Origin of the sequence: Rhodococcus sp. YL-1, from assembly GCF_001942025.1 — a bacterium.
In the GTDB taxonomy this organism is placed as follows: Bacteria; Actinomycetota; Actinomycetes; order Mycobacteriales; family Mycobacteriaceae; genus Rhodococcus_F; species Rhodococcus_F qingshengii.
On the sequence record NZ_CP017299.1, the window covers coordinates 5,402,105 to 5,418,565 of the forward strand.

13 protein-coding genes are annotated in these 16,461 nt (G+C 62.3%); 4 read left to right on the plus strand and 9 right to left on the minus strand.

Annotation, left to right across the window (positions count from 1 at the left end; genetic code table 11):
- Nucleotides 1-3 precede the first annotated feature (3 nt).
- Together BH682_RS25070 and BH682_RS25075 are read right to left on the minus strand one after the other, a co-directional pair.
- Nucleotides 4-1,050 carry an MBL fold metallo-hydrolase gene (locus BH682_RS25070; protein WP_075834439.1) on the minus strand — a complete coding sequence of 349 codons (1,047 nt, stop codon included), beginning with the start codon at nt 1,048-1,050 and terminating at the stop codon, nt 4-6.
- Nucleotides 1,047-2,606: a long-chain-fatty-acid--CoA ligase gene (locus tag BH682_RS25075; protein ID WP_075834441.1), complete on the minus strand. Its 1,560-nt coding sequence runs from the start codon at nt 2,604-2,606 to the stop codon at nt 1,047-1,049. The genes BH682_RS25070 and BH682_RS25075 overlap by 4 nt, the downstream gene beginning before the upstream one ends.
- A gap of 187 nt (nt 2,607-2,793) precedes the next feature.
- Here BH682_RS25075 and BH682_RS25080 point away from each other — a divergent pair, with 187 nt between their 5' ends.
- Entirely contained in the window at nt 2,794-3,738 is a 945-nt protein-coding gene (locus BH682_RS25080; protein WP_054188394.1) for a LysR family transcriptional regulator, read from the plus strand.
- Here the strand turns inward: BH682_RS25080 and BH682_RS25085 are convergent.
- Entirely contained in the window at nt 3,672-4,562 is an 891-nt protein-coding gene (locus tag BH682_RS25085) for a LysR family transcriptional regulator (RefSeq protein ID WP_007729523.1), read from the minus strand. The genes BH682_RS25080 and BH682_RS25085 overlap by 67 nt on opposite strands.
- Before the next feature lie 182 nt (nt 4,563-4,744).
- On the opposite strand from BH682_RS25085, the gene BH682_RS25090 reads away from it, so the two are divergent.
- Entirely contained in the window at nt 4,745-6,415 is a 1,671-nt protein-coding gene (locus BH682_RS25090) for a chitobiase/beta-hexosaminidase C-terminal domain-containing protein (RefSeq protein ID WP_042448556.1), read from the plus strand.
- Between the two features lie 64 nt (nt 6,416-6,479).
- On the opposite strand, the gene BH682_RS25095 is transcribed toward BH682_RS25090, so the two are convergent.
- Nucleotides 6,480-7,670, minus strand: a complete 1,191-nt coding sequence (locus tag BH682_RS25095) for an acyl-CoA dehydrogenase family protein (RefSeq protein WP_007729528.1) — start codon at nt 7,668-7,670, stop codon at nt 6,480-6,482.
- 310 nt (nt 7,671-7,980) lie between these two features.
- Between BH682_RS25095 and BH682_RS25100 the strand changes: the two genes are divergently transcribed.
- Complete coding sequence (locus BH682_RS25100; RefSeq protein WP_007729531.1) at nt 7,981-9,201, plus strand: acetyl-CoA C-acetyltransferase; 1,221 nt, start codon at nt 7,981-7,983, stop codon at nt 9,199-9,201.
- A gap of 5 nt (nt 9,202-9,206) precedes the next feature.
- On the opposite strand, the gene BH682_RS25105 is transcribed toward BH682_RS25100, so the two are convergent.
- From BH682_RS25105 to BH682_RS25125, 5 genes are all read right to left on the minus strand, one after another.
- On the minus strand, nt 9,207-10,403 hold the full coding sequence (locus tag BH682_RS25105) for a CaiB/BaiF CoA transferase family protein (protein ID WP_007729534.1): 1,197 nt from the start codon (nt 10,401-10,403) through the stop codon (nt 9,207-9,209).
- Between the two features lie 72 nt (nt 10,404-10,475).
- Complete coding sequence (gene fabG, locus BH682_RS25110; protein WP_003940214.1) at nt 10,476-11,216, minus strand: 3-oxoacyl-ACP reductase FabG; 741 nt, start codon at nt 11,214-11,216, stop codon at nt 10,476-10,478.
- Between the two features lie 42 nt (nt 11,217-11,258).
- A complete protein-coding gene (locus BH682_RS25115; RefSeq protein WP_042923971.1) occupies nt 11,259-12,425 on the minus strand; it encodes an acyl-CoA dehydrogenase family protein in 1,167 nt (388 codons plus the stop codon).
- A 120-nt stretch (nt 12,426-12,545) separates the two neighbouring features.
- Nucleotides 12,546-14,066 (minus strand): acyl-CoA synthetase, encoded by a 1,521-nt coding sequence (locus tag BH682_RS25120; protein ID WP_047272099.1) that lies wholly within the window; start codon nt 14,064-14,066, stop codon nt 12,546-12,548.
- 45 nt (nt 14,067-14,111) lie between these two features.
- Nucleotides 14,112-14,909 (minus strand): enoyl-CoA hydratase, encoded by a 798-nt coding sequence (locus BH682_RS25125; protein ID WP_003939812.1) that lies wholly within the window; start codon nt 14,907-14,909, stop codon nt 14,112-14,114.
- 109 nt (nt 14,910-15,018) lie between these two features.
- Between BH682_RS25125 and BH682_RS25130 the strand changes: the two genes are divergently transcribed.
- The gene (locus tag BH682_RS25130; protein WP_063315748.1) at nt 15,019-16,449 is read left to right on the plus strand and encodes a coniferyl aldehyde dehydrogenase; all 1,431 of its coding nucleotides are present in this window, start codon (nt 15,019-15,021) and stop codon (nt 16,447-16,449) included.
- Nucleotides 16,450-16,461 lie beyond the last annotated feature (12 nt).

Below are 16,461 nucleotides of genomic sequence, written 5' to 3' on the forward strand. Positions count from 1 at the left end.
AGGTCACTGCGCGCGAATGCTCCAGCGCACGGGTGTGCCGCCGGACGGTGTCACGATCTCCCGCTTGGCCAAAACAACAAGATGAGCATGGGTTTCGCGGACTGCCAAGCGAAGTAGTCGCGGCGACATCTGTTCGAACGGGCGAGACCAGGAGATCGTGCGTGAGAGTTCCCAGGCCGTGGATTCAGGCTCATCCTGCACCGCAGCCACGATCTCCGCCAATCGCCCCTCGTGGTGCCCCATCAATTGACGTGCACGATCGGCGATCCCACGGAATCGATATTCATGTGCCGGAAGCACTTCGCACTCGCCCAGTGTTGTCGTCGCCTCGAGCGAGAGAAGATAACGATGAAGTGGGTTCTCGAGTTCACCGGGAATCGTGGAGATGTTCGGGCTGATCCTCGGCAGCATGTGATCGCCGCTGAACAACAAGCCTCTGTCCTCTTCCACGAAACAGAGATGTCCGGGAGTGTGCCCCGGTGTCCATTGGGCGCGGAGATTCCAACCGGGTAGGTCGAGTGAATCCCCTTCTCCCAGAATAATGTCGATGGTTTCGTGCTCGGCGAACCGCACCAGGTCGACCCGAGACGCGTCGAGCACTTCGGCCGGTGCGCCGAGTTCGGACAACTGCAGGTTCCAGCCACTGATGTCGTCGCGGGTCTGTTCGGGCCCGTGGTACCCGAGGAGCGTCGCGTCGGCCACGTGCATCGCAAGCGTTGCGCCGCTGACCTGCCGAAGACGCGGCGCCAGGCCGAAGTGATCGGGATGCAGGTGCGTGATTGCCGCATAGCGCACTTCGGAAACGTGGTATCCGATCGATGCTATGCCGTCGACGAGAGCCTGCCAGGACTGTTCGTGATCCCAACCGACGTCGATGAGGGCAAGTCCGTCGTCGAGCGCGAGTGCGTAGACGAGTACGTAGCGCAAAGGGTTGTCCGGCATGGGAACAGGGATCGACCACAATCCGTCCCGCACCTGTTCGACCGGTGGAAGGACTTTGTTCGCCCATGCCTCACGTTGTGCGACACCGACGTCTTCGGTCACGATCATGATGCTTCTCCGCTCGCGTTCAGCATGGTCCGCAGGCTCGACTTGAGCAGTTTTCCGCTCGCGTTGCGAGGTAGGGAGTCCACGAAATGGATCTGGCGAGGTTTCTTGTACGACGCCAACTTCGCTGTGCTGAAAGCGATCAACTCGTCGACGCTCGGCACGTCGGCACCGTCGACCAGTTTGACCACTGCGGTCACGGATTCACCCCAGCGCTTGTCGGGAACCCCGACCACCGCGACCTCGGCGACCGAGGGGTGCTCGGCCAGAATGGATTCCACCTCGATCGGATAGACGTTCTCTCCGCCGGTGATGATCATGTCCTTGAGTCGATCGGTGACGAACAGATACCCCTCGTCGTCCAGATGGCCGGCGTCCCCCGTTCGGAGGAAACCGTCGTGGGTGAACAATTCGGCGGTCTCACGGTCACGTCGCCAGTATCCGCGAGTGTTGTTTCTACTGCGCGCGACGATCTCACCGGAACTATTGGGCGGCAATTCCTCACCAGTGGTGACGTCTCGAATCGAGATCTCGACGCCGATCATCGGCTTGCCCGCAGAGCGAAGCAACTCCGAACGCGGCCCGCTCACATGATGGTCGTAAGCACGAAGGACGGATACCGAACCCGTCGTCTCGGTCATCCCGTATCGCTGAACGAATTTGCAGTTCAAGACAGTCATCGCGTGGGCGAGGAGCGCCGGAGTGATCGGTGACGCCCCATAGGCGACCACCTCCAGGCTGGTCAGATCGAAACTGTCGAGAGTCGGCAGATCTACCAGCGTCTGAATGACTGCAGGCACCAGAAATGCGTGGGTGACGCGGTGGGTCGCGATGGCATCAGCGACCCGAGCAGGCGCCATGTCTCCGAGCAGCACCAAAGGCACTCCGGCCGACAAGCATGTACTCATCCAGCCGGCACCGGCGATGTGAAAGAGGGGAAGTGCATCGAGTGCGACTGCATTCGAACCGAATTCGTAGACATCGAACCCCTCGGGCTCGTTGTACAGATTCCGGTGCGTGGCCACGACGCCCTTGGGCCGGCCGGTTGTCCCGGACGTGTACAGCTGCAGAACTGCTGCGTCCGGATCGTGCCCGTGTCCGGGGTCGACACCGGTCCCTGATGCCACGAACTCCGCCCAGGTTCGCGAATCCGGCAGGACCCCTGCAGCTCCCACGGTTATGACCTCGATGTCCGGCAACGCTGCGGACATCGCCGCCGCCCCCGCGGCGAACTCGTCATCGACGATCAAGACGTCGAGCTCCGCGTCCTCGGCGATGTCGACGAGTTCGAGTGGGTTGAGCCGCCAGTTCAACGGTATGAACACAGCGCCTGCCTTCGCACATGCGATGAAGGTTTCCGCACCTTCGAGCCCCATACGCAGTAGCGCACCGACACGAGCACCCGTTGTGGTCACTTCTGCCAGCGCACTCGCCAAGGTGCTGGTCTCGCCATCCAGCTCAGCCCAAGTCAGCGTTCGGTCGCCGCACGTGATTGCCGGATCGGACGGCCGTGTCGACGCCGAGTGGCGTATCCGGTTGGGTAGGTGAAGCTCGCTCACATCACGCTCCTGTGTTCCAGGTACTCACCGAGCACGAACCGCGGTCGGTGGTACTGGAACAGTCGACCATCGCTATGGCCTGCGCCACAAAGACGAGAAGGCGCACAGAGCCATAGCTCAGACCTATGTCCGCAGGTCGCAGCAAGTCACCGCCGCCAAGGCTCCGTCATCTGGGAGAATTCGTCAGATGCAGGCACCCGGCATGGACATACGCAGCGCGCAGTATCTCGTCGCGGTCGTCGATCACGGCAGCGTCACTGCCGCCGCGGACGTCCTGCGTATCTCGCAACCGTCCCTCTCGCAGGCCGTGCGCAACCTCGAACGAGCTCTCGGAGCCACACTCTTCGAGCGCACCACTCGCGGTCTGGCTCCCACCACGGTCGGACTGGCAGTTGCCGATTCTGCCCGTACGTTGCTCGCCGACGTTGCTCGGGCCGAGGCCGCGGTGGCTGCGGTAACCGCTTTGCGCGCCGGGGAACTCGCCATAGCAGTTCAGTCCGATCTCGCCATCGACCCTGTTGCAGAGGTCGCCGGACGCCTCCATCTGACGGCACCCGGAATTCGGTTCTCCACGAACGCCTCCGCCAACGCACAGGACGTGCGCGCGCTCGTCAGAGCAGGTACGTGTGAACTCGGGTTTCTCGAGACCCACCCGGGTACCGAAGTCTCCGACGGGCTTCGAGAAATTGCCGTGAGCACCCAGGAAACGGTCTTGTCGATCCCCATTCGCCTGGCCACAGACCTCCCCGATCCGGTTCCGCGCACCGTGGTCGCGCGCCTGCCAATGGTGGTCGAGGCATCCGCAGTTCGGCGCGGGCACTCGATCGACGACGATCTGGAACTCACCGACGTCGTCGTGGAAGTGCCAGATCGCCTTGCTGTCCGGGAAATGGTCGGGCAAGGTGTAGGCGCCGCGCTGCTGCCCAGATCGATCGCCGAACAAGACTCACCGGCATCTGAGGTTCGCTCGCTTTTCCCACCGATCACCCGGCAGACGATCTTGGTCTACCGCGACGGCCCGCTCTCACCGGCCGGGTCTGCGTACATCGAGAACATCTCCCCACGTCACAAGCCCTCCACGAACAGCCTGCCCAACGGCGAGAGCGTCTCCGGATCGAACTCGACGCCGTAATTCAGTGAGATCGGCGGCTCCACCGGAAATATCTCCGCGCCGGACGCGACCGATCTCTCGGCCAACGAACGCTCCATGAATGCCATGCCCAAACCAGCAAAGACGAACGCGCCGACGGTCTCCCGCTGCGCCAACTCCGTCGACATCCGAGTCCGGGCCCCGGCGGCCTGCAGAGACGACTCGATGGCAAGGCGAGCCCGCGAGTGTTTGAGCACACCCACCACGGGGAGATCGGGCAATGCCGTCAATGACACCGGCTCTCCCGCAGCGGGTTTCACACCATTCGGCCAGACGTCGGGATGAACCCCCGACGGCACTGCCAGCCAGTACTCGTTCACCCCCAACACTTTCGTGGACAGCGCCGACATGTCGGGTGGCCAGTAACTGAAGACCACCTCGCACGCGCCGTCTGCCAACACCTGCTCAGACGTTGCACCCTGCGGCAACTCACCGACCCGAACGGTCACAGCAGGCCACCGCTCACGAAAGTCCGCCACGATGCGTGCGATCGGACCTTCGAGACCATGTGCCGCGGAGCAGATGTCGAGCCGGCCACGAGGCTCGTCGGCCGTACCGATCGCGACGTCGAACGCGGCCGCGCTGCTGCGAGTCATCTGCCTCGCCGGCCCTACCAACGCCCGACCTGCTGCCGTCAGCACCAAACCGCGACCGACACGGTGAAACAGTTCGACTCCGAGTTCGCGCTCGAGGCCACGAATACCCTGCGACAGCGACGGCTTGGTGACCGACAGATTCTGCGCAGCCGTCGACAAGGACTCACCACCGGCAACGGCAAGGAAGTACTCGATCTGACGTAGGTCCACTCCATCGACTTTGCCATAAACGCAGACAGGTATACCGGTACCAAGCACTGCAGGGTGTTCACACACGCTTCATTAATCGGACATTCAGGACACACCTTCTTCTACCCGGCGCCACCTACCGTAATTGGTCCAGACCAATTACGGATAGGTCTGAACCACCGCGTCGAAGACAAGGAATCCTCGTGAGACGTACGACCATCGCGATAGCAGCCGTGACCGCGGCTCTCGCCGTTCCCGGCATCGCCCCCGCCGAATCCCACGCCGAACCCGGCTGGGGCAGTTCGTCCTTCGAATGGGGCAGCTCTTCGGGCGAGAACAACACGCCGCCCGCAGCGCCCGGCGTCAGCGTCCCCGGCGGACGGTACGAGCACCCCGTCGACCTGACCTTCACCGCCGAGCGCGGCGCCACCGTCCGCTACACCCTGGACGGAACGACACCCACCACCGACAGCCAAGCTGCCACGCCGGGACGTCCGCTGCACATCGCACAGGACACCAACGTCACTGTCGCAGCTTTCCGAGGCGATCACGCGAGCGCGGCCGTCTCGTTCGGCTACCTGATCAAGACCTCGGAAAAGCCGCTGGCTCAGGTCGTCGTGATGTCCGACGTCCACGTCGGCGATCACGCGAACAACGACAAGAAGTACGAAAGCTTCTTCGACACAATCGGTTCCATCTTCCCGAAACCCGACGCTATCCTCTCCAACGGGGACATGATCAACGACAACGGAGACGGCAAGGGGCCCGACCACAAGATCGTCGCAGAAATCTTCCAGGCAAACCTCGCCCGGAAGGGCATGAACGACACACAACTCCTGATCTCCAACGGCAATCACGATGCAAGTCTCGCGGCGATCAGAGCCGGATATCCGGCGGAGTGGTTCCCGGATTCCGGTGGCGGATACTACGAATCCGACGTCAATGGTGTCCATCTCTTCACGGTCAACACCGAAACCTACAACAATGATTCAGCGCAACGCAATTGGCTGAAGTCCCGCCTGACCGAAATCACCGCGGAGTCCGGGAACCTGACCAAGCCGATCCTGGTCCAGGGACACCGGCCGGCAAGCAACACAGCCATGGACGGGCAGCAGGCGTCGAACCCTCGATTGACCGAAGACCTGAGTGCCTTCCCTCAGGCAATCTTCTTCTCCGGGCACTCACATCTGAACAACAACGACGACCGGTCGATCCATCAGCGTGACTTCACGTCGGTCAACGACGGCTCGATGTCGTACATCGAAATCGATCACGGCTACCAGATGGTGACCGAGTCCGGTCTCGCGAACCGTTTCGAATCACCCACTGCCCAAGCGCTCTTCGTCGAGGTCTACCAGGACCGCACGGAAATCAACCGAATCAACATGGCGGCAGACAAGCACGACATCTACGCCGGTGGCGCGTGGTCAGCCAACTGGCAGCCGCCGTACTCGAGCGCGGGCACGCTGAGCGGTTCGGGGTGGACGGTCGAACTCGACGGGTCGACCAACCAGCAGATCAAGGACAACTTCCGCTACACCTCGGGCGCACGGAACACGCACGCGCCGGAGTTCACCTCGAGCACTCCGCTCTCGGTGACGACCGGCGAAAACGGTGCGACCGCACTGAGGATCGCGCAGGCCAAGGACGATCAGATGGTGCACCACTACGCCGTCGAGGTCACGGACACAGCCACCGGAGCGAAGGTGGTCTCGTCGAAGGTGCTCTCGGACTTCTACTTCATGCCGCGGCCGAACAGCCTCGACATTCCGATTCCCGATGCCGCAGCGGGCACCGCATACGAAGCCCGCGTCGAAGCCGTTGACGCATACGGCAACCGGTCACCGGTGACAACCCTGGCCTTCACCCGCTGACGTCCTCCCGCTGACCCGACACGACTAAGCGGCACCGCGCATATTCGCGGTGCCGCTTCTCGGCTCAGTTGTACGTGCGAAGCAGGCCCTTGCTGATGATCTGCTTCTGGATGTCGCTGGTGCCTTCACCGATCAGAAGGAACGGCGCCTCACGCATCAACCGCTCGATCTCGTATTCCTTGGAATAGCCGTATCCGCCGTGGATACGGAAGCTGTCCTGGGTGACCTCCGAGCAGAATTCACTCGCCAGATACTTCGCCATACCCGCGGCGACATCGTTGCGCTCACCCGAGTCCTTGAGCCTGGCAGCGTTGACCATCATCAGATGTGCCGCTTCGACTTTGGTGCCCATCTCGGCGATCCGGAACGCGATGGCCTGATGCTCGGCGATCGGCTTGCCGAAAGTCTCGCGTTGCTTGGCGTAGGTGACAGCCAGTTCGAAAGCGCGCTGGGCAATTCCGCAGGCACGCGCGGCGACGTTGACCCGGCCGACCTCGACGCCGTCCATCATGTGCCGAAATCCCGAGCCAGGGGTGCCACCGAGAACCTCCTCGGCTCCGATCTCGAAACCGTCGAAGATCATCTCCGTGGTGTCGATTCCCTTGTACCCCATCTTCTCGAGCTTGCCCGGAATGGTCAGGCCCGGGAGTACCTCGCCGAAACCTGCGGGTTTCTCGATCAATATCGTCGTCAGATTGTTGTGCGGCTTCTCCGCGCCCTCGTCCGTCTTGACCAGGACTGCCACCAAGGTCGAGGAACCCCCGTTGGTCAGCCACATCTTCTGGCCGGTGATCACGTAATCGCCGGAGTCCGTCCGCTTCGCCTTGGTCGATATGGCAGCAACATCGGAACCGAGGGCAGGCTCCGACATGGAAAATGCACCGGTGAGTTCCCCGGAAGCCAAACGCGGCAGGTACTTCGCCTTCTGTTCCGGCGTCCCGTGCGCCGAAATCATGTGAGCCACGATGAAATGCGTGTTGATGACACCGGACACGCTCATCCATCCACGGGCCAATTCTTCGACGCACAGCGCGTAGGTGAGCAATGATTCGCCGATACCCCCGTACTCGGGGTCGATGGTCAGTCCGAACAGACCCATGTCCTTCATCTGCTTGACGATGTCGGTCGGGTACGTATCCGAGTGTTCGAGTTCCTGCGCCGCGGGGATGACCACACGATCGACGAACTCGCGTACCGCCCCGACGATATCGGTCTGAGTTTCGGTCAATCCCGCCGTCTGCGCCAAACGAGTCACTGTTCCACCTGTCAGTCGGTACTTCGTGCCCTCCCGGTCGACGAAATTGATTCGACTCCAGGAACTTTCATCCCGCCGCGACGTGTGTGCGGCAGAGACGCTGTATCCATTCAATCCCCGAAGGGTATATGTGTCAAAGTCGATTTCGCATACGAACCGTATGGCGGAAACTATGTCCGAACAGGTCGTTCCTGCTGTTGACAACCGCGCCACGCGTGCTGGATATTCGAGTGGCCAGGTCGCGACGGGCCCTTCGATCGGCCCGTTCACGCGACGCATTCCCCACCTCTCCTCGAGACAGGCGCATTCCATGCACGACGCAGTCATCTGTGAACCCGTTCGCACCCCGGTGGGCGGATTCGGCGGAGTCTTCAAGGACGTTCCCGTCACCACTCTCGCCGGCACTGTTGTGCGTGGCCTCGTCGAACGAACCGGCATTGCGTCCACCGATGTCGACGACGTCATCTTCGGTCAGGGGTACGCCAACGGAGAGGCCGCGGCCATCGGGCGAATCGCGGCACTCGACGCCGGTCTCGACGTGTCCGTTCCCGGAATACAACTCGATCGCCGTTGCGGTTCGGGATTGCAGGCGATCATCTACGCCGCGATGCAGGTACAGACCGGGATGAGTGATCTGGTCATCGCCGGCGGCGCCGAGAGCATGAGCGGAACCGAGTTCTACTCCACCGACATGCGTTGGGGCACAAAGCGCCCTTCCGTCGAGTTCCACGACCGATTGGCCAAACCGCGCACGAACTCCGGCGGAGTCAACTTTCCGGTGGAAGGCGGCATGATCGAGACCGCCGAGAACTTGCGCCGGGAGTACTCGATCACCCGCGACGAGCAGGACCGATACGCGGTGCGATCGCACGAACGGGCCGTTCACGCCCAAGACAGTGGGTACTTCGACGACGAGACGATTCCCGTTTCGGTGCCCGGACGCCGTGGTGAGCAGACAGTCGTCACCCAAGACGAGCATCCGCGCCGAGGGATACAACTGTCCGATCTTGCTGCACTGCGCCCCATTCGAGGTCGCGTCGACCCTGAAGCAACAGTCACCGCCGGAAACGCCTGCGGCCAGAACGACGCCGGAGCCGCGGCCATCGTCACCACTGCGGCCAACGCCGAACGACTGGGCCTGCGGCCGTTCGCGAAACTGGTCAGCTGGGGTGTGGCCGGTGTGGAGCCGAACCGGATGGGCATCGGACCGGTGCCTGCCGTGGCGAAGGCTCTCTCCCGTGTCGATCTGTCGCTGGACGACATCGACCTCATCGAAGTCAACGAGGCCTTCGCCGCCCAGGTTCTCGCGTGCGCCAAGGCTTGGGGATTGAGCGCGCAGGACATCGAGGAGCGCTTCAACGTCAACGGTTCCGGGATCTCGCTCGGACATCCTGTCGGCGCTACCGGTGGGCGGATCCTCGCCAATCTGCTGCGCGAACTCGACCGGCGCCAGGCACGGTACGGGATCGAGACCATGTGTATCGGTGGCGGACAAGGGATTGCCGCGGTGTTCGAGAACCTGCGACGCTAGAAGCGTTAACCGATCGATCCGTCGCGGCGAAGTTCCGCGATCCGGTCGCCCGTAAGTCCCAACTCGGCCAGCAGAGAATCCGTCTGCTGGCCGAGTGCTGGAACGTCACCCATGCGCATTTCGACATCCGAATACGTCATCGGAGGCAGCACGGCATCGATCGGACCGTTCTCGGTGCCCACGGACCGCCACCTGGCACGCTTCTCCAGCTGCGGATGTTCCAGCAGACCGGCCATGTCGTTGAGTGCCGCGGCCGGAACACCAGCGGCGGCCAGACGCTGATCCAGATCTGTCGTCGAGTACAGACGCGTCAGAGAGCCCACCAATTCGTCTACCTCGCCACGGTTTTCGACGCGCACGATGTTGGTGCGGTAACGCGGATGATCGACCAGATCCTCTCGCTCGAACACGTCCACCATCAGCGCTCGCCATCCACGATCGTTCTGGACGCCGATCAGGATTTCGCCGTCGGCCGTGGGATACGAATCGTAGGGAACGATCGCGGCATGGCCGAGACCGACACGTGGAATCTGCTTGTCCGCATACATTTTCATGTACATCGGATGGCCCAGCCACTCGACGGTGGAATCGAACATCGAGACCTCGACGAGCGCTCCCTTGCCCGTTCGCTCTCTACGGAACAGGGCGCTCAGAATCGAAGTCAGCGCGTACATTCCTGCCGCGATGTCGGAGACCGGGATGCCGGTCTTGGTGGCCGTCTCCGGTGTGCCTGTCACGGAGATCATTCCGGTCTCGGCTTGGACCAACATGTCGTAGGCCTTGCGCTCGCGCCGCGGGCCGGCACTGCCGTAGCCGGACATGTCGATCACGATGAGCCGTGGGTATTTATCGCGCAGTTCCTCCGCGCCGAACCCCAGTCTCGCGGCTGCGTCGGGAGCCAGGTTCTGCAGGAACACATCGGCTCGCGCGACCAGATCGAGAAGGATCTGCCGGCCGGCTTCCGACTTCACGTCGACGGCGATCGATTCCTTGGAACGGTTGAGCCACACGAAGTGTGATGCCTGACCGTGAACCGCCTGGTCGTAGTGACGCGCGAAGTCACCCTCGCCGACGCGTTCTATCTTGATCACCCGCGCACCCATGTCCGCGAGATGTCTGGTGGCGAGCGGTGCCGCCACCGCCTGTTCGAGTGCAACTACGGTGATTCCGTCGAGCGGAAGATCCGAGTTCGGCTGTCCCATGTCAGTAGTCACCCCAGAAGTTTTACACCCAGAATTCTCACACTCTGAATTCTTGCACTCGAACAGGACGGATCAGATGTGGCGGCCGCCGGTGATCTCGAGAACCGTGCCGGTCATGTAGCTCGAGAGGTCGCTCGCGAGGAACAGCACAACCGAAGCAACTTCCGAAGGCTCGGCTGCGCGCCCCATCGGAATCTCGGCAAGCTTCTCGTTCCAGATCCGTTCGGGCATCGCCTCGGTCATCGCCGTGCGGACCAGTCCGGGCTGAACGGCGTTGACGCGAACGTTCTTGAACGCGACCTCTTTTGCCGCGGCCTTCGTCAGACCGACGATCCCGGCCTTCGCGGCCGAGTAGTTGGTCTGCCCGAGCATGCCCACCTTGCCGGAGATGGACGAGATGTTCACGATCGCGCCCGTCTCACGCTCGCGCATGCGGGCGGCGGCAGCGCGTGTTCCGTTCCAGGCGCCCTTGAGGTGAACGGCGATCACGTCGTCGAAGTCCTGCTCGGTCATCTTCCGCATCGTGGCGTCGCGCGTCATGCCGGCGTTGTTGACCATGACATCGACTGGACCGAAAGCGCTTTCGGCCAGATCGAGCATGGCCTCGACCTGTCCGGAGTCACGCACGTCGCAGGAAGCGAAACGGGCGACCGACTCTCCACCGAGTTCGGCGACCGCAGCCGTTCCCACGGTTTCGTTGATGTCGCCGAGAACGACGGTCGCGCCTTCCTTGATGAAGGTGCGCGCAATTTCGAGCCCGATGCCCTGGGCTCCGCCGGTCACTACCGCAACCTTGCCGTCCAACAATCCCATGTCCACTCCGTTCGTGAGGTTAAAGCTCGTCTGGAAAATGTGTCAGCGCTGGTTTTGCTTTTTCGCTTGCGCCACGAGCCCACCACCGAGAATCAGACGCTGGATCTCGCTGGTTCCCTCGTACAGGCGCAACAGGCGAACTTCACGGTAGATGCGTTCGACCGGAACACCGCGCATGTACCCGTTGCCCCCGTGGATCTGCACGGCGAGATCTGCGACCTTGCCCACCATCTCGGTGCAGAAAAGCTTTGCCGCCGAAGGCCCGAGACGGCGATCCTCACCGCTGACGTACCGCGCGGCCACCTCGCGCACCATCGCGCGCCCTGCCATCACACCGGCTTGCTGGTCTGCCAGCATCGCTTGAACCAGCTGGAAGTCGCCGATCGCGGTGCCGCCCTGTTCCGTGACCACGGAGAACGCGACAGATTCGTCGAGCGCTCGCTGTGCTGCTCCCACCGAGAGCGCCGCGATATGGACTCGTCCGCGCGCGAGAGACGTCATCGCTGCGCGGTATCCGGTGTCCTGGTCGCCACCGACGAGGGCCGACTCGGGAACTCGGACGTTGTCGAAGGTGACCTCGGAGGTCCAAGCACCTTCCTGACCCATCTTCTTGTCCTTGGGACCGACCGTGACACCTGGCGTGTCAGCCGGAACCAGGAACACTGCAATTCCCGGACCATCGGAATCCGCCGGGCGAGTGCGCGCGAACACCACGAACAGCTGCGCCAGTGGAGCATTGGTGATGAACCGCTTGTTGCCGTCGATCACCCAGTCGGATCCATCCAGCACTGCCTTGGTCCGAAGGCCGGCCGGGTTGGAGCCCGCGCCCGGTTCGGTGAGAGCAAAGGAAGCCACGACATCACCGGAGGCGATGCGCTCGAGCCACTGAGCCTTCTGCTCGTCGGTACCGAAGCCGACCAGCACCTGTCCGGCAATTCCGTTGTTGGTACCGAACATCGAACGCAGCGCCAGAGACGTGTAGCCGAATTCCATTGCCAGTTCGACGTCTTGGGCGAGATCGAGTCCGAGCCCACCCCATTCCTGAGGGATCGCGTAACCGAAGAGCCCGATAGCTGCGGCCTTCTTGCGTATGTCCTCAGGAATGGCGTCGGTGTCGGCTATCTCCTGCTCACGCGGAACTACTTCCTTACGGATGAACTCCCGCGCAGTCGCCAAGATATCTGCGAAGTCATCTGCGTCGACCTGCATTCCCACCACTCACCTTGCTGTTTCCGAAGTCCATGCCGTCCCCCGAAGTCAATACCGTGAGGCAATCGGAGTCAAAGACCTGAAAACGAACCGAAGGTAAGGCAGAACCTATAGCAAGCTTCAGACGGTGCGCAGTTCCCGCTTCAGTAGCTTGCCGCTCTGGTTGCGCGGAAGCTCGGCCACGAAACGGACATGCTTGGGCACCTTGAACGGAGCGATTCGCTCCTTGACGTGGGCAATCAACGCCTCGGGCGTCAACTCGTCGTTGCCGTCCTTGAGCACGACGATCGCGGTGACGGCCTCGATCCACTTGTCGTCGGGCGTACCGATCACGGCAACTTCTGCCACGGCTGGGTGCGTGTAGACCGCATCTTCGACCTCGCGTGACGCCACCAGGATGCCGCCGGTGTTGATGACGTCCTTGATCCGGTCGACGACCGTGATGAAACCTTCTTCGTCCCGCACGACCAGATCGCCCGAATGGAACCAGCCGTCACGGAAGGCCTCGGCGGTGGCTTCCGGATTCTCCCAGTAGCCGTTGCACAGCTGCGGTGAGCGGTAGAGAACCTCGCCGGACTCACCGTCGGCGACATCGTTTCCGTCGGCGTCGACGACGCGGGTTTCGACGAAGAACACCGCGCGACCACAGGAAGACGGGCGATCAGCATGCTCGCTGGGCTGGAGAACTGTTGCCAGTGGGCCGATTTCGGACTGGCCGAAGCAGTTGTAGAAACCGATGTCCGGGTAGCGCTCGCGCAGACGATTGAGCACGGTGACCGGCATGATCGAGGCGCCGTACTGCGCCTTCTTCAGCGACGACAGATCGCGGGTCTCGAGGTCCGGATGGTTGGCCAGCGGTACCCACACGGTCGGCGCCAGGAACAGCGATCCGATCTTTTCGGCTTCGACACGGCGCAGGATTTCCGGGATGTCCGGCGCCTGCATCAGACTGACCGTCGCGCCGACGGACAGGTACGGCAGCATGAAGACGTGCATGCCCGCGGAGTGGTACATCGGCATGCAGATAAGCGGGTTGTCGTTCTTGTCGAGGCCGAGCGCGATCACCGAGGACACGTACTCGTGAACCAGTGCACCGTGAGACATCATGGCGCCCTTGGGCTTCGAGGTGGTGCCCGAGGTGTACAGGAGTTGCGCCAGATCGGTCGACGTCGCACGCGGTTCGAAGACCGGCACCTCGCCTGCCTCACCGATCGTGACGACGGACAGTTCCGCGTCCCGCAGTGCGATCACGTGATCGAGATCGAGGTCGGAGCGTACCGAGTCGAGTGTCGGCGCCAATGCCGGATCCACCAACACCGCGCGGGCGCCTGACTGCGCCACGAGGTACCGGAGTTCCTCCCCCTTCAGTGCGTAATTGACGGGAACATGCACCAAACCTGCTCGTGCACAGGCAAGAAATCCGATTGCATAGGCGTCGGAGTTGGTTCCGTATGCCGCGACGCGGTCGCCGTGTTCGAGCCCCAGACCGAGCAAGTAGGCGGCGACCCGCGTCACCGCGTCGTCGAGTTCGCGGTAGGTGCGAGTGCGATCTTCGAAGACGACGGCTACACGGTCGGGGTACTTGGCTGCCGAGCGCCGAAGCACTCCGTCGACAGTGTTGGTGCGTGGATCCAGGCTCATGCGCCTCAGGTTATAGGACGTCCAACTAAACCGGAAGAGCGATCGTTACTTATTGCGCCATTCGGGCTTTCGCTTGTCTACAAAGGCCTGCATACCTTCCTGAGCGTCGCAGGTCACGGCGTTGGTTGCCATAGTTTCCGCCATCGCCTCGTACGCCTGCGCTTGTGGCAGATCGATCTGGCGATAGAACGCCTGCTTACCGATCTTCACCGTCAAGGGGCTGGCCGTCGTGATCTTGGCGGCCAGTTCGCGCACCTCTCGGTCCAGGTCTTCGGGCGCGACGACGAAGTTCACCAGACCCCAGTCCGCAGCGGTGTCGGCGTCGATCGTCTGCCCGGTGAGCAACATCTGCATCGAGCGCTTGCGCCCTACTGCCCTGCTCAGCGCCACCATGGGCGTCGAGCAGAACAGTCCGATCTTGACGCCCGGCGTGCCGAAGACAGCATTCGACGCAGCAACAACCAGATCACACGACGCGGCCAGTTGGCAGCCCGCCGCGATAGCCGGGCCCTGTACTGCGGCAATCACCGGCTGCGGAATCCGCTGTACGGTCTCCATCATCTCGGTACAGCCGTCGAAGATCGCCCGCTCGTCCTCGAGGGTTCTCCCGATCATCTCCGTCAGATCGTGTCCGGCGGAGAACACCGGGCCTTCGGCGCGCACGATCACGACCCGCACGCGCTCGTCTACAGACAATTCGACAAGGGCAGCCGTCACCTCACGCATGGTCTCCGCCGAGAGCGGATTGCGCCGCGCCGGCCGATCGAGCGTCAGGAAACCGAGTCCCACCGATTCCTCGACGGAAATCTTCACTGCAGTGTCTTCTACCTGTGTCTGCGACATGTGTTCTCTCTACCAATCGAATCCGTCCCGGTCAACGAGACGAAAAGGACATCCACTCGCACCGCGTCGATACGGTCCGGTCAATACTTCGCCACTACGAGGAGTGCCCATGAGCACCGATGCCGCCGTCACCACTGATCTCGAAGAGATTCTGCGCGCTCAGCAGGAAGCAACTCGAGCCGCTGGTCTTCCGTCCGCGCAGACACGACGCGAGCGCATTCAACGCGTCGTCGATCTCCTGGTGGCAAACCACAAGGATCTGACCGAGGCGATCAACGAAGACTTCGGCGGCCGAATCCCGGCCTACTCGGTGATGAATGACGTTCTCGGGTCGATGGTTTCACTCAAGCACGTTCGTGATTCGCTCGAAGAGTGGATGATTCGCTCACCGAGAGCTACCGGAGCGATGCAGGACCAGTTGGGTGCCACGGCGTACGTGTCGTACCAGCCGAAGGGTTCGATCGGCATCATCGGAACCTGGAATGCTCCCCTGTTCACTCTCCTGAGCCCGCTCGCCTGCGCCCTCGGAGCAGGAAATCGCGCCGTTCTCAAACCGTCGGAGATCGTGCCCAATACTGCGGCCGTCCTGGCCGAGGCGTCTCGTCGAACTCTCGACCCCGTGGAGGTCGCGGTGGTGACCGGCGGCCCGGAAGTCGCTGATCTGCTGACGTCGCTGCCTTTCGACCACCTCGTCTTCACCGGCAGCACGACCGTCGGAAAGCTGGTCATGGCCAATGCTGCGAAGAACCTGGTGCCGGTCACCCTCGAACTCGGCGGCAAGTCACCGAGCGTCTTGAGCCGCAGTGCCGATATCAGCTCTGCTGCTTCGCGTTTGGCTATCGCGAAGTCCACCAACGCCGGTCAACTCTGTGTCTCTCCCGATCTGATCTACGTTCCGCGCGAGAACACGGAAGCATTCATCGACGCGTTCACCGACCAGTTCACGGGACTGTTTCCCACGATTGCCGACAACAAAGACATGGTCTCGATAGTCAGCGATCGTCACCTCGCACGCATCGAGGGGTACATCGCGGACGCCGAAGAACGTGGGGCACGAATCATCACCGTTCCCGACGAAGAACTCTCCGCAGACACTCGTCGTCGCCCACTGCGAATCGTGGTCGACCCTCCGACCGACGCGCAGATCATGAAGGAGGAGATCTTCGGGCCGGCCGTCGTCGTCTTGCCGTACGACCAACTCGACAACGTCGTCGCCGACATCAATTCACGACCGAAACCGTTGGCGCTGTACTACTTCGGAACCGATCTGGACGAGAAGGAATCCGTACTCGAACGCACCGTCTCGGGCGGCGTCACCATCAACGACGCGATGTCTCACCCCGGGCTGAGCGACGCACCCTTCGGCGGCGTCGGGGCTTCGGGCATCGGGCACTACCACGGCCGTGAGGGTTTCCTGGAGTTCAGTCACGCGCGAACGGTATTCGAAGCAGCGCAGCATGACCCACGCGGTGAATGGGGAATGCTCCCGCCGTACGGTGAGGGTTTCGAGCAGATGATGTTGGCTCAGGTAACGCCCTAGGGCCTCCGGCCC